The following is a 26,933-nucleotide window of genomic DNA, read 5'->3' as shown; positions in this document are numbered from 1 at the left end:
TTACAGTATTACATACCAGTCACGCAAATGTTATTAAATAACATTCATGCGAGATTGTACCTCCAGACAAGCGTCAAATCCTCGCTGCAAATCCTCTATCAGCGCCGACACATCTTCCAGTCCTATGTGCAGACGCAACACGGTATTGAGTTGGCTGCCCTGCTCGCCTTGCCGATTACCCAGTTCGGCAACCGTAACCAGACTTTCATAACCGCCCCACGAAGCCCCCAGACCGAACAGCTGCAAAGCGCTGATAAATCGCTCTGCCAGCGCGGGATTGTCTTCACGCAATTCGAACGATAGCAAGCCGTTGCTGCCGTTGAAATCTCGTTTCCACAGCGAATGCTGCGGATGCTCGGGCAGACCCGGATGAAAAACCCGGCCGACCTGAGGGTGCGCAGCGAGCCACACCGCTACGTCCAGCGCCTGACGCTCATGAACATCCATGCGTGAAGCCAGAGTGCGTGCGCCACGCAGTATCAGCCAGGCATCATCGGGACTGACCGCGTTGCCCAGGGTGTCGCCCATCCGCCCCAGCGGCGACCAGACCTCTTCACGCGTACAGACACTGCCCATCACCACATCGCTATGGCCGCACAGGTATTTGGTCAGGGCCATGATCGAAATGTCCGCGCCCAGTTGCAGTGGTTGGTACAGGTAGCCGCTGCCCCAAGTGTTGTCCACCGCCAGAAGAATGCCGCGGGGTCGGCAAAGGCCAGCCAGCGCCGGCAGGTCGCACAGCTCATAGAGCAGCGAACCCGGCACCTCGGCGTAGACCATTCGCGTGTTGTCCTGCAGTTGCGCTTCCAGCCCCTGGCCATCGGCAGCGTAATAACTGACTTCGATGCCGAAGGGCTGCAGGAACTCCTGCGCCACGCGCCGCACCGGCGAGTAGACCGCATCGGTCAACAGAACATGATCACCGGGACGCAGATAGGCCAGAAACGTCTGCGCCACCGCAGCCAGGCCACTGCTGAACAGCCGGGTGCGATAACCACCTTCAAGTTCTGTGACCAGATCTTCCAGAGCGAAGCCTGTGGGGTTGCCCCGCGCGCCATAACTCAACAAGCGCTCGCTGTCGCGACGTTTACGTACATCGCGCATCTCGCTCAGGCTGTCGAACAGCACCGTGCTCAAGCGCGTGACCGGCACATTCACGCCACGCACCCCGCTACCCTTGAGCGTGCGTGCGGCATGCACCAGGCGGGTGCGCACCAGCGGGTCACGCTCCTTGCCGATTGCATGGTCGGGCTGCAATGGCTTGAAGCCAGCGATCTCCTCGTCGGTCATTTGCCCCAGCAAGCCGATTTCCCAAGCCAGGTACTGACGTGCTGCATCCTTGTTGCCTGAATGTCGATCGTGGGTAAAGAACAAAAAGTCGATGCATTGCTCATCGGCCAGACTCGCCTTGCCCTCACTCATCGGCAACCCGGCTGCCTGCCAGGCATCAACTCCGCCTTCGAGCAGGCGAACCTGCTGGCGCTGCGCAAACGGCAGTTCCTGCACGGCCAGTTGCGCAATCATCGGGTCATCGGCCACCAACACAACCGGCCTCGTTTCAAAGGCCAGAGCACTGGCCAGCAACGGACGAATCGACCAGCGCGCGCCATCGATACGGGCCTTGCGGTAGCGCGTGCTTGAACGCAGGTCGATCAGTGCCACCGCAGCGTCTTTCAGCGCATCCGCCAGTGCCTGTACGCCAATGGCAGGCACCTCAACCGCAGACACGCCGCTGACCGTCACATCCAGCAACGTCGTGGGCAATGACAACCCGCTGTCGACACCGTCAGCCAGCACACAAGCGTCATGCCCCAGTTGTCTGAGCCAGCTGGCCACAATCGGTGCGCGAATGCCGTCGGAGTCCAGCAACACAAGCCGCGCGTTACGCACCCCGATGTACAGATCAGTGGCCTGGATGAGCTGCCCACCCGGTGTGTGCCGCGCACCGGACAGGCTGCCTGCGGCAAACTCTTCAGCGCTGCGCACATCACACAGGAACAGACTGCGCGCTGAATCCTGCGCCCAGCGCCTGACCTGTTCGGCGGTCACGGTGTGTACCTGAGCCCGTTTTGCCAGCGCCTCGGCAGCGCTGCGCTGACGGGGTAATGCCGCAGGCGCGACCTGATCCGGGTAACGCCGCACGCTGCCGTGCTCCAGTTGCAGATCGGCCAGATACCAGCCTTGAGTGCCGTTTTCCAGAGCATAGACGGGGTTCTTCACGCCCATCTCGATCAGGGTCTGGGCACCGATAATGCTGCGCGTACGCCCGGCGCAGTTGACGACGATCGGCGTGCTTTCATCACTGACCAGTTCCGGGATGCGATAACCCAGCTCGCCGTTGGGGCAGCACACGGAACCGGGGATGGTCATCTTGCGGTATTCGTCAAACGGCCGACCGTCCAGCACCACCAACGGCTCGCCACTCGCCTGCCACTGGGCCAGCTCGGTGGCAGTGACGTGCGGGGTATGGCTGACCTGCTCGACCAACTCGCCAAATGCCTTGGACGGCACATGCACACCGGCGAACAATTGTCGCCCCGACGCTTGCCAGCCCTGCACACCGCCCTCAAGCAGGTGTACGTTGCGGTATCCCGACGCAACAAGGCGCAAGGCTGCGCGCGGCGCTACGTCGCTACCTGTCTGATCGTAAATCACCAACCGGACATTGGGGTTGGGTGCCAGACGACGGATGTCCAGTTCAAGACGGCTGTAGGGCAGCGTTACCCCGTGAAACAAATGCGCATCGCCATACTGGCCGTGCTCTCGTACGTCGAACAGGGCAATTTCCTGACCGTCTAACAGCCATTGTTGAAGTTGCGCCGGGGTAATGATCTGGCTCATTGGGTGGCTCGTTTGAATTTAAGGGAAACAACGCTGAACGCAGGCGGCGTCGGCTCAATACGCCTGAATTGAAGGTGCCATCTGTGAAGCGTTGTAATTGAGCACGCGCCCCTCCTGGTTGACTCCATAACGGCCGTTGAGCGATTCCAGCGGACGCCCGTAGAGGTGGAAATGCAAGGTCGGCTGATCGCCTTCGACCTTGATGCCGTGCAGGTCTTCACCCAGGAACGAAATCGGCGTGCCCGGCTGAACCACCACTTCTTTTTCCAGTTTCAGCCGGGCAAAGGCCGGATCGCTTCCATCATCGGTACGGGCCCACACGTAATTGATTTCCTGGCCCTGTACCGCAACGATCACCGCCCAGGTTTCATGGTTGTGCGGCAACGTGCTTTTACCGGGCAGCAGCGAATTCATGTACAGCGTCGGGGTTTCCCCATCGTCGTTAAGACGATAGCGGAACGCGGTATCGCCCTCGCCCGGAACAGGTGCGGGAAACTCGCTGAAATTGAACAGGTCGTGACGCTCGGCCAGGGTCTCCAGCAGCGCAACGATTTCAGTCAGGGCCTTACGGTCTACGCCGCGCTGATGGATGATACGTACCTGTTGCAGAAATGTTTCTATTACGTGGGTTCGGTCGTGATGACTCATGCAGTTGCTCCGGTTTTTCAAGTTCTGGCGCTGGAAGTTCTGGCTCAAACGGACAAGCTGTAGCGGCTGATATTGCTCAATAAAAACGGATCGCCTACAGCCGCTTGTCGACGTCCCGACTCGCCCAATGCATGACGCAGAAATTCTGCCGTGCGTTCGCTGGTCGGGCGCTGGAATATCTGCTCGGCGCTGCCGTGTTCGACAATCCGCCCGTTCTCGGTGAAATACACCCGGTCGCTGATCTCTTCGGCAAAGCGCATCTCGTGAGTGACCAGCAAACAGGTCATGCCCTCTTCGGTCAGTTCGCGGATCACAGTCAGCACCTCGCCGACTGTCTCCGGGTCCAGCGCTGATGTCACCTCATCGAAAAGGATCAGTTCCGGGCGCATCGTCAGCGCACGAGCAATGGCCACGCGCTGCTGTTGCCCACCGGATAACTGCCCTGGATAGGCATCAGCCTTGTGTTCCATGCGTACTTTGGCCAGCAATGCACGCGCCTGTTTTTCAGCCTCGCCGCGCTCGATGCCCAGCACCTTGCGTGGCGCTATGACCAGGTTCTCCAACACCGATAAATGCGGAAACAGGTTGTATTGCTGAAACACAAAACCCACGCGCTTGCGCAGCTCGATACGCTCGGCTTCACGCGTCAGCTCGTCAACTTGCGTCTGGCCCACACGAATGCTGCCGCCCTGCGCCTGCAACAAACCGGTGATGCAACGCAGGATGGTCGACTTGCCGGAGCCGGACGGCCCGATGATCGACACCGCCTGGCCGCGCTCGACATCCAGGTCAATGCCTTTGAGCACACGGTTACTGCCAAACGACAAGTGCAGGTCGCGCAGGCTGACCAGTGAGCGTGCGGCGGGATCAATGGAAAGCATAACGTCGCTCCAGATAATGAGTCAGACGGGAAATGGGGTAGCAATAGGCAAAGAACAGCGCCAGCAGGCTGCAATAAATGATGACGGTGAAGCTGGTCTGGTTGACCGTATTGCTGGCGATCTGCGCTGTGTCGATCACATCATGCACACCCACCAGCGAAGCCAGTGCAGTGCCCATGGTGATCACTGCATACAGGTTCATCCACGGCGGCAGCATGCGTTTCAGGCACTGGGGCAGGATGATCGAGCGAAAAATCTGCCCGCGGGTAAACGCCAGCGAGCGCGCCGCTTCCCATTGGGTAGCGGGAATCGACGCCACAGCGCCACGAAAGATTTCGGCCACGTTGGCGCTGGCGGGCAGTGCCAGGCCAAGGGTGACTTTCACCCAGTCAGGAAAGGCAATGTAAGTCCCGGCGACTTTTATCTCGAACGGAAAAACATAGGTAGTGAAGTAGATCAGCACCAGCCAGGGCGCGTTACGAAACACCTGCACCCAGAGCCGTGCCGGCAGACGCAGCAACCTGAATGGCGAAAGCCCCAGCGCCCCGACCAACAGGCCGAATATCGAACCCAGAGCGATGGCGACCAGGCTGATCAGAATGTTCTGTGCAAATCCGGCCGCCAGCGCAGGCGACCATTGCAGCAGCGCGCTGAACACCGGACTTTCCGCAGTCCACCACGCCAGCGCGATCACCAGTAGCACCAACAGGCTTAGTGAAACCAGGTGACGACGCGACCACGCAGGGAGCGTCGTCAGTGAAGAATCAATCGCCATAACCGGGCATCCTCAAACGGGCTTCCAGGGCACGCCCCGCACAATTGACCGCAAAGCTGAGTAACGCGAAAAAGCTCAGCAGAAGAATCATCAGTTCCAGCACGTTGTCACTCTGTGTCCAGATCATGATTGATGCGTAAGTGATGTCATTCACCGCAATGGCCGACGCCACAGCGGTCATCTTCACCAGATCAATCAGGTTGTTGACCAACGACGGCAAAGCGAAACGCACGGCCAGCGGCAACTGGACGTTCCACAACAACTGGCGACTGTTAAAGGCCAGTGAACTGGCAGCTTCCAGGGTCACGGCGGGCACTGCCTCGATACCGGCCCGCAGCGCTTCGGCGTGGAATGCACCCTTATGCAGGGAAATCACGATCACCACCCAGGCGAAAGGCGTCAACGGGTTCGCTGCACCGACCGCCTGGGTCAGCAGCATGTTCAACACCAGAAAAGCGCAGTACAGCTGCACCAGCGTCGGTGTGTTGCGAGTCACTTCGATAAATACCCGCGCAGGCACTGCCAGCCAGGTCTTGCCCGAGGTCAGCATTGCCGCCAGACCGACACCCGTCAGCAAGCTGCCAATGATGGTGAACAGGCACAACCACAGGGTTGTGACGGCCCCCTCCAGCATCGTGCCGCGCTGATAGGCATCGAGCAAAAAGGTGTAGTTCAAACCGACGCTGGCCGCCCACTGCACCCACGACTCAAGCCAGTGGTTCATGTGGTTTCACCGGAATGCAATTGCGCACAGGCGCGGGCAATACGTCGACCGGCTTCGCGGACCGTTTCAGTCGCCGTCGCGATGGACAGCCGAAACCAGGGCGACAAGCCATAGGCGCTGCCTGCCACACCGGCCACTCCGGACTCCAGCAGCCAGGCAACCACGTCGGCATCGCTGTTCACGCGCTGGCCGTCCGGACGATAACGCCCCAGCAACCCGGCACAGCGCACAAAAACAAAAAAGCCACCTTGCGGTACCAGCACCTCAAGCCCGGCCACCTGCCCCAGCGCCGCCACCAGCACATCGCGGCGCTGCCGGTAGGCCGCCACCTGCTCCGCAAGAAACCCCAACCCGCCTTCGAAGGCGGCCAGCGCCGCCGCCTGGCCCACCGATGAAGCGCCCGAAGTCGATTGCGACTGAACGACCGTCATGGCACTGGTCAGGTCCTGCGGACCGGCACCGAAACCTATACGCCAGCCCGTCATGGCATAGGTTTTCGACACGCCGCCGACCAGCAGACAGCGCGACTGCAAGTCCGCAGCTACATTGAGCAGGCTCAGGGCCGCTTGACCGTCAAAGCGGATATGTTCGTACAACTCGTCCAGAAGAATCAGCACGTTCGGGTGACGACGCAGCACATGCGCCAAAGCCAGTAACTCCTCTCGGTCATACACCGCACCGCTGGGATTGCCCGGCCCGTTGAGGATCAACCAGCGGGTGCGTTCATTGATGTGCTGTTCCAGTTGCTCCGGGGTCAGCTTGCAGCCCTGCTCCAGCCCGCACTCGATGAATACCGGTTCGCCACCATTGAAACGCACGCTATCCGGGAACGACGGCCAGTAAGGGACAGGTATCAGCACCTCGTCGCCGTCATTCAGCGTCGCGGCAAAGGCATTGAAGATGATCTGTTTGGCACCGTTGGCGATCACGACGGAAGCCAATGAGTAATCCAGATGATTTTCCCGTCGCAGTTTGCGCTGCACTGCCTCACGCAATGCACGCACCCCCGGTGTTGGCGTGTATTTGGTGTCGCCACGGTCAATGGCCTCGAACGCAGCGTTCTTGATGTGCTGCGGGGTATCGAAATCAGGCTCGCCGGTGGTCAGGTCGAGGATATCGGCACCACCCTCACGCAAGGCCGTCGCCTGTGATTTGGCTGCAGCATTGGCTGACAGCGAAACGCGCTGCACTCGCTTTGACAGAACGATACTCATGTCCGAGCCTCCAGTACCTTGCCCGGATTGAGCAAATTGAGCGGGTCCAGCGCGTGCTTGATACGATGCATCAAGTCCAGCTCCACCGGACTCTTGTAATCGGTCAACATGTCCCGCTTGCGTTGCCCGATGCCATGTTCGGCGCTGATCGAGCCGCCATGTGCATACGCGCTGTCATGCACCAACCGGCTCAAAGCGGCGTAGTTGACCATGTGTGCCTCGACGCTGGAGCCCAGCGGATGTGCGACGTTGTAATGCAGATTACCGTCGCCCAGATGCCCGAAGGTGAAATGACGGACACCTGGAAAGTGCGCTTGCAACAAGGCATCGGTGTGGGTCACGAAGTCGACGACGCGAGAAATCGGCACAGAAATATCGTGCTTCATATTGCGACCGGCACGTTTCTGCGCCTCACTCATGTTTTCCCGCAGCAACCACAGCGCCTGCCCCTGCGCCAGGCTCTCGGCGATCAGCGCATCAGCCAGCAAACCCTGCTCGATCGCATCACCGAGCACCGTTTCAAACGTTTCACGGGCGTGTTCCTCGCTGCGGTTATCCGACAATTCCAGCAACGCGAACCAGGGTTGCGGTGCGTTACGAAACGGCTGCGCCCCCTGCGTGAACTGCTCACGCAGCAGCGCAAGACAATCGGCGCTGAGCAGCTCGAAAGCCGTCAGCCCAGCGCCAAGGCCGGCGCGGGCGTGAGACAGAAAGGCAACCGCATCGGCCAGGGAGTCAAACGCCAGAAAGGCAATTGCCTGAGCCTTGGGCAACGGAAAAAGCTTCAGCGTCGCAGCGGTGATGATACCCAGCGTGCCTTCGCTGCCAATGAACAGATCCCGCAGGTCATAACCGGTATTGTCCTTGCGCAGACCACGCAGGCCATTCCATATTTCGCCCTGAGCGGTAACCACCTCAAGCCCCAGCGTCAACTCGCGCATGTTGCCGTAGCGCAACACCGCATTGCCTCCTGCGTTGGTACCCAGGTTGCCCCCGATAGTGCAACTGCCTTGCGCGCCCAGGCTCAACGGAAACAGACGATCCGCCTGCCGGGCTGCATCCTGCAAATCTTGCAGGATGCAGCCCGCTTCGACCGTCAGGGTGTCATTGTCAGTGTCGATTTCGCGCACCTGATTCATGCGATCCAGCAAAAACAGCACCGCCCGACCACTGGCGTCGGGTGTCGCAGCGCCCATCAAACCGGTATTACCGCCCTGCACCACCACCGGCGCTGAATGTGCCACGCAGAGTCGTACCACCTCGGCAACCTGCTCGGTATCACCCGGATGCACCACAGCAATCACCTGCCCGGTATAGCGCCCTTGCCGGTCGATCAAGCGATCGCTGGCCTGGGCACCCCGCTGCACATGGCTGTCGCCCAACAATTGCTGCAACGCAGCGAACAACGGCTCGCTCATGGTGTGACAGCCAGTGGCGCACTGTCGCGAAACTTTTCATGCAGATCGCGCAGCGCCTGCGATGGCTCCATACCGGTGCGCTTGCCCAGTTCTATCAGCCAGCCACTGCGATGCCAGTCACGGACAATGGCATCCAGGCGAGCCTGAATATCGTGCTCACCCTTGCGAACCCAGATCACCGAGCTGGACGGGATGAGATCGGTCGGCACGGGTATTTCATAGCCGGACCATTCCTTTTCGGACAGCAAGGTGCGCATGGTCGGGCTGACATGCACGGCCGCGACACAACCATTGCCGCGCAGCGACAGCAGCGATTCGGACTGGCTTCGGAACGCCTTGATCTGCGCGCCGTAGAGTTCCTGCAAGGGTTTGATGAAATTACTGCCCTGCGACACGCATACCGGCTTGCCTTTAAGGTCCTCCCACATGCTGATGCCCGAGCCCTTGCGCACCAGCGCCGCGCCACCCACTTCTTCATAAGGCGTGGGCACGTAATCCAGAATCTGCGCCCGCTCTTCGGTGAACTGCATGTTGGCAATCAACAGGTCGACCTTGCCTTGCTGCAAAAACTGCACACGGTTGGGTGCCAGCACCGAAACTGTTTCCAGGTCGACACTCAGTCGTTTGGCAAGCTCTTTGGACAGCTCGACGTTATAGCCCTGATGGTCGCCGGTTGCCGGGTCGATAGTGCCGAACGGCGGACCGCTGAGAAGGACTCCCACACTGACCTTGTGGCGCTCGTTGATACGCTCCAGTGTCGCATCAGCCTGGGCCAGACCTGCACACAGTATCAACCCGAGTGCGGTCCATGTCCTGCCCGAAAAAATGCTGCTCATGAATGCCTTCCTTATTGGCCGAGGTCGTACCAATCGGCGTGGGAATAGTGAAACGGGAAAGGTGAGATCAGGCGCCCTTGCTCGTGAACTGCTCATGCAGCTCGACCAGCGCTGGAGAAGGAGGAGTGATGTTGTAGCGTTTTTCCAGCTCGATCAGCCAACCGCTGCGATGCCATTCCTGAACGATACTGTCCAGCCGCTTCTGCGTGTCGGCCTCCCCGGAACGGGTCCAGATCACCGACGGGGCCGGGTTGAGTTCCGGAGTGATGGCGCGATAGTCCTTCCATTCGTCATTTCCAGCCAGCAGCGGGTTGACCAGCGTGGCGTCGTGCACAGCAGCCACGCAATTGTTGCCTCGCAGCGCCAACAGCGATTCGGACGAACTTTTGAACGCCTTGATGTCGGCACCGAACTCAGTCAGCGCCTTGATATAGCTGCTGCCTTGCGAGGTGCAGACTGGCTGGCCCTTGAGGTCTTCCCAGCGGGTTATCTTGCTGTCCTTGAGCACAGCGGCCGTGCCACCGACGCGGTAAAACGGCGTTGGCACCGAGCCCAGCAGCTGGCCGCGCTCGGGCGTCCATTCCATGTTGGCAATCAACAGGTCCACCTTACCCTGCTGCAGAAATTGCACACGGTTGGCGGTCAGTACCGACACCAGTTCAACGTCGACACCCAGACGCTTGCCGATATCTTCGGCCAGTTCCACATTGACGCCCTTGGGCTTGCGGGTTTGCGGGTCGATAGAGCCAAACGGTCCACCCGACAGCAACACGCCGACCACCAGACGATGGCGCTCCTGAATCCTGTCAAGCGTGGCATCGGCCAGCGCCGCGCTGCTCACAGTCAGGCTGGCCAGAACACCCAGCATGGCGGGAAAAAAACCTGAAACGGATGAGCGCTTGTTCGACATGAAATTCCCCGGCTGATGATCGGCGTCCCCCGACCTGATACCGCGACACTACGGATCGCCATCCGTTAACGGAAATTCAAATATCAAATATGGTTATAACTTTAAGTACGGCAAGCGGTTCTGCACGCTTAAAACTCAATAAACGTTGATAGTTATGGAAGTCAGTCACACAGACTGCACAATAAACATAAAACTACGTAATGTATTAACCCACCGCCCTGATATGAGTTCGACCTTGAAAACGCCCGACTCGACAATGCCGACATCGACCCTCGACCTGGAACTGCTGCGCACCTTCGTTGCGGTGGTCGACTACCACAGCTTCGCCCTGGCAGGTGCACAACTGGCGCGCACCCAATCCTCGGTAACTCAACACATGCAGCGCCTGGAACAGCAGGTCGGCGTCAGCCTGTTTCAGAAACAGGGGCGACAGAAACACCTGACCGAATCGGGTCGGCAGTTGCTCAGGCATGCCCGACAAATGCTGTCGCTCAACGACGACGCCCTGAATTCCTTGCGCGACAGCAGCCTTAGCGGCATCTTGCGCATCGGCTCACCCCACGACATCGCCGACACCATTTTGCCGCCGCTGCTCAGCCACATCGCCCGCTCAGCTCCGCGCCTGAGGCTGGAGATCGACGTGGGGCGCAGCCCGTTTCTGATGGACGACCTGCATCGTGGCAAGGTCGACATGGTTATTTCCACTCGTGAAGATCCGACCCTGGAGGGCTTCGCACTGCGCACCTCTCCGGTCTGGTGGATCTGCTCGGCGCACTACATTCATGTACCCAGCGAGCCGCTGCCGTTGATTCTGGTCGACGAACCGAGCATTTACCGGCGCTATGCCTTGCAGGCGCTGGAAGCTGCCAACATTCCATGGCGTCAGGCGTATCTGGCGTCCAACCTGATCGGTATCAAGGCTGCAACCCGAGCAGGCCTGGGAGTAACGCCGCGCAGCATGGAAATGCTCGGCCCGGATATGCGCGTGCTGGGTGAGAACGACGGCCTGCCACGGCTACCGGACGTGACCTACCACCTGTGGATCCGGCCCAATACCCTGAACCCGCTGGTGCGCAAGGCCTATGAGTTGATAAGGACAAGCCAGGGCTTATAACTCCGCCGTGCGGTACTTGTGGCGAGGCGCACAGCCCTATACTGTACATGCAAACAGTAAAGGGGTACTTCATGCAGCTTATCGACAAGCTCAGCATTCTGGCGGACGCCGCCAAGTACGATGCGTCGTGCGCCAGCAGTGGAGCACCCAAGCGCAGCTCGCAGGACAAATCCGGTCTGGGTTCCACCAACGGCATGGGCATCTGCCATAGCTATACGCCGGATGGCCGTTGCGTGTCGTTGCTGAAAATCCTGTTGACCAATTTCTGCTTTTACGACTGCCAGTACTGCGTCAACCGCCGCTCCAGCGACGTGCCCCGTGCGCGCTTCACGCCCGAAGAAGTGGTCACCCTGACGCTGGACTTCTATCGTCGCAATTGCGTCAGCGGGCTGTTTTTGAGTTCCGGGATCATTCGCTCTGCGGACTACACCATGGAGCAACTGGTCGAGGTCGCCCGGTTGTTGCGCGAGGTGCACGAGTTTCGCGGTTATATCCACCTCAAGACCATCCCCGACGCCGATCCGGCGCTGATCGAAAAAGCCGGTCGCTATGCCGACCGCCTCAGCGTCAATATCGAGCTGCCGACCGACCTGAGCCTGCAAACCCTTGCACCGGAAAAAGACGTCGCGTCGATCAAACAGGCCATGCAAACCATTTACACCGGCGAGCAAACCGTGCGCAACGAGCCGCGATCGCCGCGCTTTGCCCCGGCCGGGCAAAGCACGCAAATGATCGTCGGTGCCGACGCTACCGACGACAGCACCATCCTGCACAGCGCGCAGTCGCTGTACAGCGACTTCAAACTGCGCCGGGTCTACTATTCAGCGTTCAGCCCGATCCCCAACAGCCCCAACAGTGTGCCACTGGCTGCACCGCCGCTGATGCGCGAGCACCGGCTGTATCAGGCCGACTTCCTTTTGCGCGGCTACGGTTTTACTGCAGGTGAATTGCTCAGCGGCCCCGGTGACCTGGCGCTGGACATTGACCCCAAGCTGGCCTGGGCGCTGGGCAACCGGCAGGTGTTTCCGCTGGACCTGAACAAGGCCGACGCGGCGCTGATTGCCCGGGTGCCAGGCATCGGCATTCGTACCACCCAGCGGCTGGTCGAGCTGCGTAGGCAGCGGCGTATCCGCTACGAAGACCTCACCCGCATGCGCTGCATACTGGCCAAGGCCAAGCCGTTTATCATTACCAGCGATTACCACCCGCCGCATGCGGAAACCACCAGCGAATTTCTGCATCACCAGCTGCGTGACCGGCCGCAGCCTCAGCAAATGGGGCTGTGGGGATGATCTGTCTGGACTGCGACGACCTGTTCGGCACCTGGCGGCAACAGGCACGCTGGCTGCTGAGCCATGAGATCGACCCCAGCCAGGTCAGCTGGAAGTCACCGGACGCCGCCGACCTGTTTGGCAGCGAAGAAGAATACCCGCAGGAACAGGGCCCCTTTCTGGCCCGGGTCCCGCTGGAATTGGTGCAACTGCTGGAAAGCGCCTCGCGCTACCGGGGCGATCAGCGCTGGAGCCTGTTGTACGAAGTGCTGTGGCGCGTCACCCACGGTGATCGCACGGCCATGATGGCCGGCGACAAACTCGGCAGCGAGCTGCACCGTCGTCTCAAGTCGGTCAGACGTGAGGCGCATCATTTGCACGCGTTTCTACGTTTTGTGGCTTTGCCGCCTGTCGCTGATGACGCGGCCATCATGCGCCCGCAGTACGTGGCCTGGCATGAGCCGGCGCACGATATTCTGCTCAGTGCCAGTGAGCATTTCATCGGCCGCATGGGCCAGCACCGCTGGATGATCGCTACCCCTCAGGACGGCGTGTATTACGACGGCAAACAGCTGATCCACGAGCGCCGCTGCCCTGAAGCGTGGCAGACCATGGCCCGGCAGGTCGAAGACCCGCATGGCGAGTTGTGGCTCACCTATTACAGCCACATCTTCAATCCTGCACGCCTGAACCCCAAAGTCATGGAGGGCCACTTCCCTTCGCGCTTCTGGAAGAATCTGCCCGAAGGCCCTTTGATTCCAGCGCTCATCACCCAGGCCCGGACTGGCAAACAACGCGACGGCCAGGCCAGCGATATCGCCGCCAGACGTGGCAAGAAGATTGCGCACAGGGATTGAGTCTTTCACTCGCGGGCTCTTGCTACCCGGCACTCTGTGCTCTTCAGGTGTTGTCTATGACGACAAGCGCCTAAAGCGAAACGCGCCCTTCAATGCAGGTAACCGTCGAGCCGCCCACCCAGATATCCTCACCTACACGCTGAATGGAGACTCGCCCCTTGCGGCCGAGCGCGGTGCCTTGGCTGACGATGTAATTGTCCGGTGCCAGCCCCTCTTCCAGAAACCAGCGAGCGATTCCGGCATTGAGGCTGCCGGTCACCGGGTCTTCCGCCATACCATCGCCCGGAATAAAGGCACGCACTTCAAATTGCGCCTCATCCCCATCGACTGCCGGGGCCCATGGCGCAACGACGCCGAGTTTCAGGCCGCTCAATAGTGTGTAATCCGGCTGCAAGCTCAGAACACTGGCGCGATCTGCCAGCCTGAAGGCGACCCAACCCGGGCCGTTATCCACCCAGCGCGCATCCAGAATCTCACCCGCACCCAGCTTCATACCGAGGCGGATCTGCTCGATCAATTCAGGGTCTACGGTGCCCGAACGCAACAAAGGCGGCGCAGTGAATGCCAGCCCGCTGCCCTCGCGACGAATGCGCACCAGACCGATCCCGCACTCCTGGATAATTTCCTCACCCTGCGCCGCGCCACCGCTTTCGAGCCATGCGTGGCAACTGCCCAGAGTGGGGTGACCTGCAAACGAAAGCTCTCTAAGGGTCGTGAAAATACGTACACGATAGTCGGCGCGCGGGTCTGTCGGTTTGAGCAGAAACGTGGTTTCACTCAGGTTGGTCCAGCGTGCAAAGGCGGCCATCTGTTCATCACTCAGCCCGTCCGCGCCCAGCACCACCGCCAGCGGATTACCGAGCAAAGGCTGATCGCTGAACACATCCAGTTGTTTGAAATGAAACGAGCGCATCTGAGCTTCCTTGGCAAGGTGTTAAAGAACCAAGGTTGCCACGCACGCCACCGGGTAGACAACGGTCTATTGAACCAACGCTCGCCTTGGCCGCTCACAGCTCGCACTCGCCTGCTAATCTGGCAGACACAGGTCCGGACAACATGAGTCATTCGAGGTTTGAAGATGCTGGACACTACAACCTACAGTCAGCTCGAAACACTTTGCGAGACAATGACCGGCAAGTCCTTTTTGGTCGTCACCGGCGCAGGTATCAGCACCGCGTCCGGCATTCCGGACTACCGCGACAAGGACGGCGTGCGGCGTGGCAAACAGCCGATGATGTATCAAGAGTTTGTCGGCAACCCCGCTGCGCGCCAACGTTACTGGGCGCGGGCGATGCTGGGCTGGCCGCGTATTCGCGCGGCGCAGGCCAATGCCGCGCATCGGGCACTGGCTGCATTGCAGGTTGAAAATGCCATCAGCGGACTGATTACCCAGAACGTTGATGCACTGCACAGTCAGGCCGGAAGCCAGGACGTCATCGAGCTGCACGGCAGCCTGCACCGTGTACTGTGCCTGGATTGTCAGCAACGCAGCGAGCGGGCGGATATTCAAGAGCAGATGCTGGAGCAAAACCCCTATCTGCTAGGCGTTGATGCAAAACAGGCACCCGATGGCGACACCCTGCTGGACCCGGCTTTCGAGGCTGGTTTCAAGGTGCCCCGTTGCCCGCATTGCGAGGGCGACAGACTCAAGCCGGACGTTGTGTTCTTTGGTGAGAACGTCGCGCCGCAGACCGCTGCAAAGGCAACGTCGAGTGTCGAACAGGCGGGAGGCTTGCTGGTGGTTGGCACGTCATTGATGGCCTGGTCGGCGTTCCGCCTGTGCAAGGCAATGGTCGAACAGGGCAAACCGGTCATCGCCATCAACCACGGCAAGACCCGCGCGGACGAATTGCTTGAAATGAAGATCGAAGCATCATGCGAGCAGGTACTGCCGTGGATCGCCGAGCAGCTCAGCGCGCGTTAGAACAACCCTAATTGCCCGCCGATCAGCGTGCTGAAATCATCGTCGACAAACGGCAGGATCGCATCCGCCAGTGGTTGTAACTGGCGAGTCACGTAATGGTCGTAGTCAATCGGCGCGTGACGAATCTCCAGTGGTTCCGGCCCGGCAGTGGTCATCACATAGCTGATCCAGCCGCCGCTCTGATATTGACGCGGACGCCCCTGCTGATCGTTGTATTCATCGGCGAGCCGCGCGGCGCGCACGTGTGGCGGCACGTTGCGCTGATAATCATCGAGCTTGCGGCGCAGGCGCTTGCGGTAGATCAACAGGTCATCCAGTTCGCCTGACAAGGTGCGCTGCACGTAGTCACGCACATAATTCTGATACGGCTGGCGCTTGAAGATGCGCAGGTATAGCTCCTGCTGAAACTGCTGAGCCAGCGGCGACCAGTCGGTGCGCACGGTTTCCAGGCCCTTGTAGACCATCTCCTCGGAACCGTCGGCGCGAGTGACCAGTCCGGCGTAGCGTTTCTTGCTGCCCTCCTCCGCGCCGCGCACGGTTGGCATCAGGAAGCGGCGAAAATGCGTTTCGTATTGCAACTCCAGCGCGCTGTGCAAGCCATATTCATTGTGCAGGTGCTCGCGCCACCACTGGTTGACCTGTTGCACCAGCGTCTTGCCGATGCTTGCCGCTTCTTCCTGCCCGTGAGGACGGCCCAGCCAGACAAACGTCGAGTCGGTATCGCCGTAGATTACGGTATAGCCCTGTGCCTGGATGAGGTCGCGGGTCTTGAGCATGATTTCATGCCCGCGCAAGGTGATCGATGAGGCCAGCCGCGGATCGAAGAACCGGCAGCCACTCGACCCCAGCACGCCGTAGAAGGCATTCATGATGATTTTCAGGGCTTGGGACAACGGCGCATTGTGCTCGCGCTTGGCGGTCTCCCGACCTTGCCACACTCGTTCCACGATCGCTGGCAGGCTATGGCGGGTGCGGGAAAACCGCGCGCCGCGAAAGCCTGGCACCGACGCGCTGTCCTCGGGGTGACGCATCCCTTCGATCAACCCCACCGGGTCGATGAGAAAGGTTCGAATGATCGACGGATAAAGGCTCTTGTAGTCCAGCACCAGCACCGACTCATAGAGCCCCGGCTGGGAATCCATCACAAAACCACCGGGGCTTGCCTCCGGCATGCGTTCGCCCAGATTGGGCGCGACGAAGCCCTGGCGGTGCATCAGCGGAATGTACAGATGGCAGAACGCGGCCACCGAACCACCGCTGCGGTCAGCGGGCAGGCCCGTTACGGTGGCGCGTTCAAGCAGAAAGGTCAGCAACTGGGTCTTGGCGAAGATGCGCGTCACCAGCTCGCAATCCTTGATGTTGTAACGCGCCAGCGCAGGCTTGTCCTCGGCGAACATGCGGTTGATTTCGTCCATGCGCTGGTAAGGCGTATCAATGGCCTTGCCCTCGCCCAGCAGGGTCTGCGCGACATTCTCGAGACTGAACGACGGAAAGCTCCAGGTCGCGGAACGCAAGGCCTCGATCCCGTCGATGATCAGCCGCCCGCTGACCTCGGCAAAAAAATGATTGTTACGGCTGCCATGCTCCCGCCAGCCCATTGCTTCACCGCCACGCCCGAGCCGCAATGGCACTTGCAGGCGCTGGGCATGTTCATGCAGAACCCGCAGGTCGAACCGCACGACGTTCCAGCCGATGATTGCGTCAGGATCGTGCAACGCCAGCCAGCCATTCAGGCACTCCAGCAACTGCGCGCGGGTATCGCAATAATCGAGCTGAAAATCCAGCTCCTCGTCGCCGCCATTGGGTGGCCCCAGCATGTACACCTGGCGCTGACCACAGCCCTCCAGCGCGATCGAATACAGGTCGCCACGCGCCGTGGTTTCGATATCGAGCGACGCCAGCTTCAGGCTGGGACGGTAATCGGGTGCCGGCCTGATTTGCGCGTCGCAAAGCACGCCCTCGGCATCCGGCGTACCGCTGAATTGCACTGGCGCGGTGATGAAGCGCTCCATCAGATAGCGCTCGGGTGGGCGAATGTCTGCCTCGTAAACATCGACATTGCCTCTACGCAGCAGTTTTTCGATGTTCATCAACTGGCGGTGCTGCTGGCAATACACACCGAGCACAGGTCGATGGCGAAAATCGCAAAGTTCCAGCGGACGCAATTCCACCCCTCGCTCGGTACGCAACAGCGACCGCGCACGCTCGCCCTGCTCGGCGGGAATAAAGGCGACGGAGGGCTGGCAAGGCAGGCGAATATGGCGAGGCCCCTGATCGGTGGCCAACCAGAAGTCGACCTCGGTCCCGGCGGGCGTATCTTGCCAGTGCCGACTCAGGATGAAGCCCTGCTGTAAATCCAACGCTGCTACCTCGACCGCATGACGAAACCGTTGATTCTACTTGGCTGTGAGATCAAGCGCGCGGTCGGTAGTCGAATTCAGGCCATTTTCAGGCGCTGTCAATTAATTGCGTCTATGCCCCTTATCCCTATTTATTTGTTGCTCGATTCTGCGCGCTGCACGATTCTGTAGTGCGCCTGAAAATGCACTACAGTCTTACAGGTCCCGATCACGGAGAGCACCATGAAAACCGTCGCCCAACTACTGAAATTGAAAGACCTGCAAAACCAGCAAGTGCATACCATCGGCCCGGACCAGATGGTGCTCGATGCGCTCAGGCTGATGGCGGAAAAGAACATCGGTGCGCTGCCGGTGGTCGAGGGCAACGTGGTGGTCGGCGTCGTCAGTGAGCGCGACTATGCACGCAAGGTGATCCTCAAGGGGCGCTCCTCGGTGGGCACGCCGGTCAGAGAAATCATGAGCAACAAAGTCATTACCGTCGACTCGCAACAGAGCGTCGAAGCGTGCATGGGGATCATGACCGACAGCCATCTGCGCCATCTGCCGGTCGTGGAAGACGGCCAGCTGCTGGGCCTGCTGTCGATCGGCGACCTGGTGAAGGAAGCCATTGCCGAACAGGCCAGTCTCATTCAGCAGCTTGAGCAGTACATTCGCGGCGAGTGAGCCGAACGGCACGCCAGGCGCAACGCGCGATTACCGCACGCTGCGCCGGTCACTCAGTCATCCAGCGTCTTGCCAGGTGCCCCGCCCTTGACTGGCTTGGCCGGTTTTTCGGCCGGTGCAGGCTTGGCCTCTGGCTCTGGTGGCGGCGCGGATGCCTCTTTCTCGCGCATTGGCATCTGGTCGATGGTGGCGAAGATCTCTTTAAGGTCTACCGATTCTGACTTGCCGATAGTCTTGTCGATCTTTTTCTCGCCGTCCTTGCCCACCAGAATGACCTTGGTACCGACACCCGCGCCCAGCTTCAATTCACGAATCAAGGCCATGGTCGACTGGGGGTCCATGCTCTTGCCGTCACGCTCGCCGATAGTGTTCACCACCGTGAACAGCACCATATTGCGCTCTGTGAAGTCTTTATGATTGGCAGACTCCTTCAGCGCATCCTTGAGGTGGCTCAGCGCCGGATCAGCCGGGCTGGGTGCGATGATGATCAGCGGGCGCGACTTGCCGCGCTCCTGGGCCAAAGGGCCATCGCTGTCAGCGGCAAGTGCTGTACCGGCAGCGACAAGCAGGGTGGCGAGGGTCAGGGACCGGATTAACATGGTGGGCTCCTTTCAAATCCATTGGGTAGCCATCGCGCGCAGACATACGCGATGCTGAACTGTTCTACCGCATATGGGTCATCCCGGTACAGCCCGATGTAGTCCTTTTCCTTAATCCCTTGCTTCAGGCAGAGCGCTCAAGCGATTTGTAAAGGGCGCTGTCGAGGCTCGCCAGCAGGCCTTGAACGATCTGTTCCACCTCGGCAGCGTTCAGCACCAATGGCGGCAGAAGACGGATGACCTTACCGCGCGTGACGTTGATCAACAGGCCGTAGTCCTCGGCCGCGATCCGGGTCAATTCGGGTACGGCCTGCCGCAATTCGATACCGATCATCAGCCCGAGGCCACGAATCTCCAGCACCTGCGGGTGAGCGCCAAGCACGTTGCGCAGCCGCTCCAGCAAGCGGTTGCCTTGCAGGGCAGCGTTCTCCACCAAGGCCTGCTGTTCGATGATGTCGATCACCGTGCAGCCGACCCGACAGGCCAGCGGATTACCACCGAAGGTGCTGCCGTGGCTGCCGGGGGTGAACAATTGCGCCGCCCTGCCCCTTGCCAGACAGGCACCTATCGGCACACCGTTGCCCAAACCCTTGGCCAGGGTCATGACGTCCGGCACGATGCCCTCGTGCTGAAAGGCAAACCACTTGCCGGTCCGCCCCATGCCGGTCTGGATTTCGTCGAGCATCAACAGCCAGTCACGCCGGGTGCAGCGCTCCCTCAGCGCCTTGAGATACCCGGTTGGCGCGACCTGCGCGCCGCCTTCTCCTTGAATCGGCTCCACCAGTACTGCGGCAATGCGGTGCCCGTGAGTCACGCAGACCTTGTCGAACGCCGCCAGATCGCCAAAGGGTACTTTGACGTAATCCCCCGGCAAGGTGCTGAAGCCCAGGCGCACAGCCGGTCCGTCACTGGCCGACAGTGTGCCCAGCGTGCGGCCGTGAAAGGCGTTTTCCATGACCACCACCAAAGGCCGTTCGATGTACTTGTGCCAGCCGTGCAGGCGCGCCAGCTTCAGCGCAGTCTCGTTGGCCTCGGCACCGGAGTTATTGAAAAACACCCGATCCAGCCCCGACAAACCGGTCAGTTTCTGCGCCAGACGCTGCTGCCAGTCAATGCTGTAAAGATTGGAAGTGTGCAACAGCAACCCCGCCTGATCCCGAATGGCCTCAACCAGCAGCGGATGCGAATGGCCGACATTGGTCACCGCCACGCCCGCCACAGCATCCAGGTATTGGCGCCCGCTCTGGTCCCACAGACGCGTGCCCAGGCCACGGGTGAAGCTCAGGGCCAGAGGTTGGTAAGTGCTCATCAGGCAGGCAGTGGTCATGACGTGAAGCTCCTTGGGTATGTTTCGGTTTTTGCAGTATCGTTAACCACTCCTTATGGATAAACAGCCAAATACTTCAATCATTTTAAAGCAGGGCTTGATAATGGATTTGTTTCAGGCGATGCGTGTGTACGTAAAGGTGGTCGAAGCAGGCAGCCTGACGGCGGCAGCGCAGGCGTGTTCGATTTCTACCACGATGGTTGGCAACCACCTGCGCGCACTGGAACAGCGCCTGGGCGTCAGCCTGTTGCAGCGCACCACTCGCCGTCAGCGCTTGACGGAATTCGGCACGGCGTATTACGAGCGCTGCCTTGAAGTGCTGGGGCTGGTGGCCGAGTCCGAGCAATTGGCCGAGCAGGCCCAGGGCGATCCCAGCGGCACATTGCGCATCACCGCGCCGCTGACGTTCGGTTCGGAAGTGCTGGCCCCGGCCCTTGCCGGGTTCTCGCTACGTTTTCCCGAGGTCAAACTTGATCTGGTGCTGACCAACCAGCGTCTGGACATGATCGACAATGGTTTCGATATCGCCATACGCTTGGGGAACATCCCGCAATCCTCGCCACTGATTGCGCGCCCCATGCAGGACTACACCCTGACCATCTGCGCTGCGCCGAGTTATCTGGCTCGTCATGGAACGCCAGCGCACCCCGAAGACCTTGGTGCGCACAATTGCCTGGCGTTCTCCTACCCGGCAGGAGACGAGTGGCGCACGGCTGGCACCCAATGGCGTATGACCGGCCCCGAAGGTGAAGTGCTGGTGGATGTCGACGGCTCGATGGTTGCCAACACCTCTGCCGGTCTTTATCAGGCGGCATGTGCTGGAATGGGCGTAGTGATGCTACCGGATGCGCTGGTTCAGCGAGACCTGCAGGAAGGCCGGCTGGTTGCGCTGCTGCCGGGCTATCACTTACCCAGACGACCGACGAACCTGCTGTATGTGCAGGATCGTTATCGGCTGCCTAAAGTGAGAAGTTTTGTGGAGTACGCGATGGGGCTCTGGGGGCGGTAAGCACTTACCGCCCAAATGTCATCGAACCGACGCCGGTGCGCGCGTTGCTGCCCGCACCGGAGTTTGCCGGTCAGACCTTGAATCGGCTGACCATGCTCTGCAGATGCACACCCAGGCGCGCCAGCTCGACGCTGGACGCCGCGGTCTCTTCACTGGCGGACGCCGTTTGCTCGGAAATGTCGCGCACGTTCAGAACGCTGCGGTTGATCTCTTCGGCAACCGCACTCTGCTCTTCGGCAGCAGCGGCAATCTGGTGGTTCATCGTCTCGATGGTCGAGATCGCCTGGGTCATGTTATTGATGGAAACCCCAGCATTGCGTGTCAGCTCGACACTGTTTTCAGTCAGAGCCTGGCTATTGTCGAGGATAGTAGCCACTTGCGATGTACGGCTGTGCAGGCCACTGATCAACGCAGCAATTTCTTCCGTCGATGTCTGCGTGCGCTGGGCCAGGCTTCTTACTTCGTCAGCCACCACCGCGAAGCCTCGTCCGGCTTCACCTGCACGCGCCGCTTCAATGGCAGCATTGAGCGCCAACAGATTGGTCTGCTCGGCAACGGCCTTGATCACGTCCAGCACGCCGCCAATCTTGTTGCTTTCGCTCTTGAGCTCGTCCATTGCAGATTTGGAGTGTTTGACTTCAGTTGCGAGCTTCTCGATCTGGGCAACCGCCTTGGATACCACACCTTCGCCATCGCGGGCTTCCTTCGAAGCATTAACCGCCGCATGGGAAGCCTGCTCTGCGTTGCGTGCGACCTCCTGAACAGTCGCAGACATTTCGTGCATTGCAGTGGCAACCTGATCCGTTTCGCTCTTCTGGCTGTTCACCCCGGCACTGGTCTGCTCAGTGACAGCCGACAGCTGCTCGGCTGCGCTGGCGATTTGTGTCACACCATCGCGCAGGCCACCAATCAGCTCGCGCAGGTTGCTGGTCATGCGCAGCATGCTGCCTTGCAACAAGCCCAGTTCATCCTTGCGCGTGACCGGCTGGTTGTACGTCAAATCGCCATCCGCTACACGCTCGGCCAGCTTCAGTGTGTCAAGCAACGGGCCGACGATCAGACGAGTGATCACCCAGGCCGCCAAAGCGCTCATGATCAACGCTGCAATCAGCCAGACAGACAGAAGGGTCTTGGCCTCGCCCACGTCTTCTATTCTCAGACTGACCTGATTGGCTGACAGCTTGTCGGCAGAATCAAACAGAATGGCGATAGTTTTAGTGATCCCTGCCTGTGCCTGATCGATCTTTTCCTGCGCCGCAGTGAACTGATTCAACGTGTTCTGATAACCGAGCAGAGCGTCCACAAGGTGCTTGATCGTCGCTGACTGGCCATCGAAGCCTTTCAGATTTTTAACAAAATTAATAACCGTGTTCATCGACGTTTCAGCCGGTGCCCGGTTCTCGGTTTTCAGGGAATAGGTGTAACCACGCAAGTCGAAGCGCATTTTCTGAAACAACGTCATCGCCTGAATAATGTCGTCACGCTGCGAGGCGCTGCCGTCATCTGATCGGGCAATGGCGTTCAGTTTTTGCAAATCGTCAGCGGCTGCGTCAGCGTACTGGCCAAACACTGACCGGGTCGCCTCGCGGGCGGCAGTTGCCTGCATCAGATTATCGTAGTGGACACGATAATCCTTCATCGCTTCAGCAGAAGCATTTACCAGCGGGGTGTTCAGCGGAGAGTCGAAAACTTTCTGCGCATACTTCACATGATTTTCGAGACTATCGATAGCTTTCAGCCAGTTGCTGGCGCGCTCGGCATCGTAGTTGAGCGCATAAGCCAGGCGGGCTATACGGACATCACGGGTCAGCGTGCTCAGCTTGCCGATATCGGCAATCCTCTCGCTTCGTTCGCTCAGCGAACTGATCCCCGTCCAGCCGGTAAGTGCAATCAGCACGGTCAGCACAATGACCAAGGCAAACCCGAGCACAAGCTTGGACCTTACAGAAATATTGTTCAGCATAGTGTTCACCGTAAATTGCTCTTGTCTAGTCATTGTGGGGGTTATAAGCGGCTTGTCCTTGCCATTGATACAACCCACAGTTGTCGGCGGGGCAGCTTCAAACTTTAAAGTTGACGTCAAAATTCATGCTCGAAAATAAACATCGACTCGTCGAATAACCCGTATGGCCTTTCACGCCAGTCGGTTAGCATGGGCCGCTGTACCTACACATCGAGTATTTCGGAGAATTGCATGAGTCTGGAGTTGACAGCTTCTCGAGACGGCCTGACCACAGAGGAACGTTCTGCGATTGCCGAAATAGAGGCAACGACCAACATTTTAAGGCTGGTCACCCGACTGACAGGCATGCGCTTTGCAGGTATCGCAAAGTTCACCGACGCGGACTGGATCGCCTGTTCTGTATACGACCCGACTGACCTGGGCATCGACGATGGGGACGTGTTCAAACTGGAGACCACGCTGTGCAGTGAGTTTTGCGTCAACCCCGAAGCGTTGTTCGTACCGCAGATCAGCAAAAACGGCCGCTACGCGAACCGGCCGGTGGTAAAGCGCTACGCCATCGAGAGTTATGCAGGCGTGCCGATCCATCTTCCGAACGGACAGTTGTACGGCGCGCTATGTGCGCTCGACTCCGACGTGACGTTGTTTGACGACCCCGATCTGGCGGAAACACTGACTCTGTTTGCCAGATTGATCGGCTGTATTTTCTTCGCCAACATCAGCGAAACAGACTGATGTAGCTGCCGCTTGATGAGGGTGAAAAAAACGTTTCATGCGGACGAAGCGTTGATTTTGCAGGAAAGGATGAAGTCGCTCGACTGAAAAATCTCTTCGCCCTGTGTGAAGTTTCCGAGAAGACTTCAGTTGCTTGCGCGGGCTGTATCGAGGATTTAAGGTGCGCCGTCGCTGCAAAATCAGCGGCCGGATTTAGCGATCCGAATCTCTATTCTCGACATCGCGTTTCATGCTCAACATGAACATCGCGTTATGGCGGCTGTGCGTCGGAGACCTTCGGGTCTGCCGGTATGCGAAAGATTAGAGACCGGTTCGCTAACCTTCGCACAGCTGCCACCTTCTCGTTTAGCGACGTGATTGGGGCTCTATGTTCGCTATGGAGCGTTTAATCAATGGATCTCCCATTCCCCCTTCTCCCCTGCACCGAAAACCACGAACCCACCCTCTTCCTGCGCCACCGTCGCATGTTGCGTGCTGTTGTCATGCACGCAGAAGCCTGGTTCCCGCTGGAAGACATCGCCCGCCTGATGGGCAAGCGTCTGGACGAGCGCAACACCCGCAAGCTCGACGCCGATCAGCGCCGCACCGCATGGTTGTTGACCCACGGCGAATGGCAAAAATGCCTGCTGATCAGCGAGTCTGCGGTATTCGCCCTGTTGATTCACCATTACATCCCGGAAAACCGCGCCCTGCGACGCTGGCTGACACAAGACGTGCTGCCCGCACTGAGCGCCCGCGCCGTTGATATCAACAACGACGGCCCCACTCACTGCCAAATGCAGTGGCAGGGCACACCCCTGAGTACGCTGCAATGGCGCGGGGATATCTGGGTGAAGTTGCGTGACATGCCGGAAATCGTTCAGGTCCAGACGACCGGCAAGAAAGATGGCTGGCTGAAACGCCTGAAGTTGCTGGGCAAACGGGCTGCCTGAGCGCTTCAAACAGGCTCTGTACAAAAAGTGGCCGCGCTGGCCGACTTTTCGTACACAGCCTACGGTTTACTCTACGGTCGCGTACATGGGCACGAGTTCAAGCATGGCGCTACTGAACTGGCTTTCATCAAATTGCGTTCGGTGTCGAGGCGACACAGGTTTGACCGGGCGCTCGCCGTCCAATAACGCCTCGGCAGGCAGATCAATCCCGAAATGAGGAAATGGCTCCTGAGCCACCCAGCCTCCGGCCGCCAGAACCAACAGTAGAAATACGCCCGCGATGGGCTCTTTAGGTCTGCACATTCTCGTTTCTCCAATCCGGCAAAACGATTCAGCTCACAATGAGCAACTCGATATAACAGCCACGGCGTCACCCGCTTGTCGCGCCCGGCAGATCACTCGAAAGGCTCTTCGCCCTGCAACTTGGTGCGGTGCATCATTCGCCCGCACGCGGGGTCGTAAGCTTCCGCACGGTGCATGGTGCCGGTGTTGTCCCATATCACCAGATCACCCGTCTGCCACGCATGGCTGTAACTGAACGCCTCGGCCGTGGCCCACTCGCGAAGGCCGACCAGAATCTGCGCGCTCTGCGCCAGGCTGACGCCAACGACCTGCTGCGCAGTGCATCCCAGAATCAGCGACTTGCGACCGGACCGGTGCCTCCAGACCAGCGGCAACTCCTTCTCGCCGATAGCCTGCATGGCCTTGAGCATCGCAAGGCCAGGCTCGGGATTGTAATAGAGTAACGATGCCCATGGCGCGTGAATTACTCGTAAGCTTTCGTAACGTTGTTTATCAGCGCTCGATAACGCCTCGTAAGCTGCATAGGTATTACAGAAACCGGTGTTGCCTCCCCAACTGGCGGGCACCTTGCAAGACAGTAACGACGCCAGAATGGGCACATCGCTGCTCGTACCGTCGATATGCCAGTAGAGCGAGCCCTTGAGAAACTCAGCGCCTGCCGGGTTCTCTTTGACATCAAGGCTGATCTTGGTGATGTTCTGGCCATCACTGGCTTCCGGACAGAAAGTGCCCAGCGTGCGGGTGAAAGCGATCTGCTCTGCATCGGAAAAATCAATCTGCGGAAACACCAGCACACCTCGCTGCTCCAGCAGTTCCCGGATTTCCCCGGCGAATTGACCCGACAGCAGCTCCTGCTTGCTGTTGAAAATACGCGTACCAATACCTGGCTTGATGGGCTCCTGGGACAGCTGAACGAGCGAAGTGGCTAACATGATGCGATCCTCTTCATAAGTGAACACAACGGTACACTTATGGAAAAATCTGCGCAACCTCTTATTGAGCCGACTGGCCCCACACCTCGCCTGCGTCTTACACTGGCCATCCACTGACCGTTCAAGGAATGAATCAACGTGCACGCCCCTGCCCCGCAAATCCTCATTCAGCGCATGGACGAAACCCATATTGAAGGCGTTACTGCGCTCTACAACGAGCCTGCGGTCTGTCGTCAGGTGCTGCAAATGCCGTTTCAGTCCATCGACGTGTGGCGCAAACGCCTGGCAGCCAGCACAGAGCGACATGTGAAACTGGTCGCGCTGAGTGGCGGCGAAGTCATCGGCAGCCTCGGCCTGGAACAATACTCGCGCAGCCGACAAAGCCATGTCGGCGCTATAGGCATGGGCGTAGCGTCCGCCTGGCAGGGCAAGGGCATCGGCTCGAAACTGCTGGCGGCGGCGCTGGACATCGCAGACAACTGGATGAACCTGCACCGGGTAGAACTGACCGTGTTTGCCGACAATGAGGCTGCACAAGGCCTTTATCGCAAGTACGGTTTTGAACAGGAAGGACGCCTGCGCAACTACGCCGTGCGCGATGGCGTATTCGTCGATGCCTTGAGCATGGCCCGGCTGAGGTGAGCGGTGCCCCTGAAGCTAACGCTTGAGCGATAGCCGAAAGCATGCAAGGATCAGC

Annotated in this window: 24 protein-coding genes and 2 pseudogenes; 9 read left to right on the top strand and 17 right to left on the bottom strand. The window is 59.4% G+C overall.

All coding sequences use genetic code 11. From position 1 onward, the window contains the following. Nucleotides 1-33: 33 nt before the first annotated feature. The 9 genes from metC to RYA97_RS02775 form a co-directional block, all read right to left on the bottom strand. Entirely contained in the window at nt 34-2,841 is a 2,808-nt protein-coding gene (gene metC / locus RYA97_RS02815) for a cystathionine beta-lyase (protein ID WP_117139940.1), read from the bottom strand. Between the two features lie 54 nt (nt 2,842-2,895). Next, entirely contained in the window at nt 2,896-3,489 is a 594-nt protein-coding gene (locus tag RYA97_RS02810) for a hypothetical protein (RefSeq protein ID WP_005744127.1), read from the bottom strand. Nucleotides 3,490-3,533: 44 nt separating this feature from the next. Further along, complete coding sequence (locus tag RYA97_RS02805; protein WP_005744129.1) at nt 3,534-4,370, bottom strand: amino acid ABC transporter ATP-binding protein; 837 nt, start codon at nt 4,368-4,370, stop codon at nt 3,534-3,536. Further along, nucleotides 4,357-5,145, bottom strand: coding sequence for an amino acid ABC transporter permease (locus RYA97_RS02800; RefSeq protein ID WP_005744130.1), 789 nt, complete (start codon nt 5,143-5,145; stop codon nt 4,357-4,359). Before RYA97_RS02800 ends, RYA97_RS02805 begins: the two co-directional genes overlap by 14 nt. Further along, entirely contained in the window at nt 5,135-5,869 is a 735-nt protein-coding gene (locus RYA97_RS02795) for an amino acid ABC transporter permease (protein ID WP_005744131.1), read from the bottom strand. The genes RYA97_RS02800 and RYA97_RS02795 overlap by 11 nt, the downstream gene beginning before the upstream one ends. Further along, nucleotides 5,866-7,083 (bottom strand): aminotransferase class I/II-fold pyridoxal phosphate-dependent enzyme, encoded by a 1,218-nt coding sequence (locus RYA97_RS02790; protein WP_117139941.1) that lies wholly within the window; start codon nt 7,081-7,083, stop codon nt 5,866-5,868. Before RYA97_RS02790 ends, RYA97_RS02795 begins: the two co-directional genes overlap by 4 nt. Next, complete coding sequence (locus tag RYA97_RS02785) at nt 7,080-8,501, bottom strand: FAD-binding oxidoreductase (protein WP_117139942.1); 1,422 nt, start codon at nt 8,499-8,501, stop codon at nt 7,080-7,082. The genes RYA97_RS02790 and RYA97_RS02785 overlap by 4 nt, the downstream gene beginning before the upstream one ends. Next, complete coding sequence (locus RYA97_RS02780; protein ID WP_005744133.1) at nt 8,498-9,337, bottom strand: transporter substrate-binding domain-containing protein; 840 nt, start codon at nt 9,335-9,337, stop codon at nt 8,498-8,500. Before RYA97_RS02780 ends, RYA97_RS02785 begins: the two co-directional genes overlap by 4 nt. A 67-nt stretch (nt 9,338-9,404) precedes the next feature. Continuing rightward, on the bottom strand, nt 9,405-10,247 hold the full coding sequence (locus RYA97_RS02775; protein WP_029240997.1) for a transporter substrate-binding domain-containing protein: 843 nt from the start codon (nt 10,245-10,247) through the stop codon (nt 9,405-9,407). A gap of 256 nt (nt 10,248-10,503) precedes the next feature. Here RYA97_RS02775 and RYA97_RS02770 point away from each other — a divergent pair, with 256 nt between their 5' ends. From RYA97_RS02770 to RYA97_RS02760, 3 genes are all read left to right on the top strand, one after another. Beyond that, complete coding sequence (locus RYA97_RS02770) at nt 10,504-11,361, top strand: LysR substrate-binding domain-containing protein (protein ID WP_005777714.1); 858 nt, start codon at nt 10,504-10,506, stop codon at nt 11,359-11,361. A gap of 71 nt (nt 11,362-11,432) precedes the next feature. Next, on the top strand, nt 11,433-12,653 hold the full coding sequence (locus RYA97_RS02765; RefSeq protein WP_016981964.1) for a putative DNA modification/repair radical SAM protein: 1,221 nt from the start codon (nt 11,433-11,435) through the stop codon (nt 12,651-12,653). Beyond that, nucleotides 12,650-13,489, top strand: a complete 840-nt coding sequence (locus tag RYA97_RS02760; RefSeq protein ID WP_016981963.1) for a TIGR03915 family putative DNA repair protein — start codon at nt 12,650-12,652, stop codon at nt 13,487-13,489. The genes RYA97_RS02765 and RYA97_RS02760 overlap by 4 nt, the downstream gene beginning before the upstream one ends. Nucleotides 13,490-13,559: 70 nt before the next feature. Here the strand turns inward: RYA97_RS02760 and RYA97_RS02755 are convergent, their stop codons facing one another. Further along, on the bottom strand, nt 13,560-14,402 hold the full coding sequence (locus tag RYA97_RS02755) for a PhzF family phenazine biosynthesis protein (RefSeq protein ID WP_005744138.1): 843 nt from the start codon (nt 14,400-14,402) through the stop codon (nt 13,560-13,562). Between the two features lie 165 nt (nt 14,403-14,567). On the opposite strand from RYA97_RS02755, the gene RYA97_RS02750 reads away from it, so the two are divergent. Continuing rightward, nucleotides 14,568-15,413: an NAD-dependent protein deacetylase gene (locus RYA97_RS02750; RefSeq protein WP_117139943.1), complete on the top strand. Its 846-nt coding sequence runs from the start codon at nt 14,568-14,570 to the stop codon at nt 15,411-15,413. Here RYA97_RS02750 and RYA97_RS02745 read toward each other — a convergent pair. Next, entirely contained in the window at nt 15,410-17,773 is a 2,364-nt protein-coding gene (locus RYA97_RS02745) for a DNA polymerase II (RefSeq protein ID WP_117139944.1), read from the bottom strand. The genes RYA97_RS02750 and RYA97_RS02745 overlap by 4 nt on opposite strands. Before the next feature lie 222 nt (nt 17,774-17,995). Here RYA97_RS02745 and RYA97_RS02740 point away from each other — a divergent pair, with 222 nt between their 5' ends. After that, nucleotides 17,996-18,436: a CBS domain-containing protein gene (locus tag RYA97_RS02740; protein ID WP_002553546.1), complete on the top strand. Its 441-nt coding sequence runs from the start codon at nt 17,996-17,998 to the stop codon at nt 18,434-18,436. A 53-nt stretch (nt 18,437-18,489) separates the two neighbouring features. Here the strand turns inward: RYA97_RS02740 and RYA97_RS02735 are convergent, their stop codons facing one another. Both RYA97_RS02735 and RYA97_RS02730 read right to left on the bottom strand, forming a co-directional pair. Beyond that, entirely contained in the window at nt 18,490-19,035 is a 546-nt protein-coding gene (locus tag RYA97_RS02735) for a DUF4174 domain-containing protein (protein ID WP_005733079.1), read from the bottom strand. 124 nt (nt 19,036-19,159) lie between these two features. Then, the gene (locus RYA97_RS02730) at nt 19,160-20,362 is read right to left on the bottom strand and encodes an aspartate aminotransferase family protein (RefSeq protein WP_005777724.1); all 1,203 of its coding nucleotides are present in this window, start codon (nt 20,360-20,362) and stop codon (nt 19,160-19,162) included. 103 nt (nt 20,363-20,465) lie between these two features. On the opposite strand from RYA97_RS02730, the gene RYA97_RS02725 reads away from it, so the two are divergent. Then, a complete protein-coding gene (locus RYA97_RS02725) occupies nt 20,466-21,371 on the top strand; it encodes a LysR substrate-binding domain-containing protein (protein ID WP_005757793.1) in 906 nt (301 codons plus the stop codon). Nucleotides 21,372-21,441: 70 nt separating this feature from the next. Here RYA97_RS02725 and RYA97_RS26385 read toward each other — a convergent pair. Together RYA97_RS26385 and RYA97_RS26380 are read right to left on the bottom strand one after the other, a co-directional pair. Then, nucleotides 21,442-22,041 (bottom strand): annotated as a pseudogene (locus RYA97_RS26385) (methyl-accepting chemotaxis protein); the annotation flags it as partial. 255 nt (nt 22,042-22,296) lie between these two features. Then, nucleotides 22,297-23,334: pseudogene (locus RYA97_RS26380) on the bottom strand (methyl-accepting chemotaxis protein); the annotation flags it as partial. Nucleotides 23,335-23,565: 231 nt separating this feature from the next. Here RYA97_RS26380 and RYA97_RS02715 point away from each other — a divergent pair. Both RYA97_RS02715 and RYA97_RS02710 read left to right on the top strand, forming a co-directional pair. Next, complete coding sequence (locus RYA97_RS02715) at nt 23,566-24,069, top strand: GAF domain-containing protein (protein WP_005744147.1); 504 nt, start codon at nt 23,566-23,568, stop codon at nt 24,067-24,069. A 392-nt stretch (nt 24,070-24,461) separates the two neighbouring features. Further along, the gene (locus RYA97_RS02710; RefSeq protein WP_117139945.1) at nt 24,462-25,001 is read left to right on the top strand and encodes a Bro-N domain-containing protein; all 540 of its coding nucleotides are present in this window, start codon (nt 24,462-24,464) and stop codon (nt 24,999-25,001) included. A 66-nt stretch (nt 25,002-25,067) separates the two neighbouring features. Here the strand turns inward: RYA97_RS02710 and RYA97_RS02705 are convergent, their stop codons facing one another. Beyond that, entirely contained in the window at nt 25,068-25,304 is a 237-nt protein-coding gene (locus RYA97_RS02705) for a hypothetical protein (RefSeq protein ID WP_004661480.1), read from the bottom strand. A 92-nt stretch (nt 25,305-25,396) separates the two neighbouring features. Next, nucleotides 25,397-26,236 carry a TauD/TfdA dioxygenase family protein gene (locus tag RYA97_RS02700; protein WP_057404038.1) on the bottom strand — a complete coding sequence of 280 codons (840 nt, stop codon included), beginning with the start codon at nt 26,234-26,236 and terminating at the stop codon, nt 25,397-25,399. Nucleotides 26,237-26,374: 138 nt separating this feature from the next. Here RYA97_RS02700 and RYA97_RS02695 point away from each other — a divergent pair, with 138 nt between their 5' ends. Beyond that, a complete protein-coding gene (locus RYA97_RS02695) occupies nt 26,375-26,878 on the top strand; it encodes a GNAT family N-acetyltransferase (protein WP_005777735.1) in 504 nt (167 codons plus the stop codon). Nucleotides 26,879-26,933 lie beyond the last annotated feature (55 nt).

The organism is Pseudomonas syringae group sp. 26L6 (assembly GCF_032587815.1).
GTDB classification, from domain to species: Bacteria; Pseudomonadota; Gammaproteobacteria; order Pseudomonadales; family Pseudomonadaceae; genus Aquipseudomonas; species Aquipseudomonas amygdali.
Note: the sequence above shows the minus strand (reverse complement) of the source record. Positions and strands in the feature narration are given on the sequence as shown.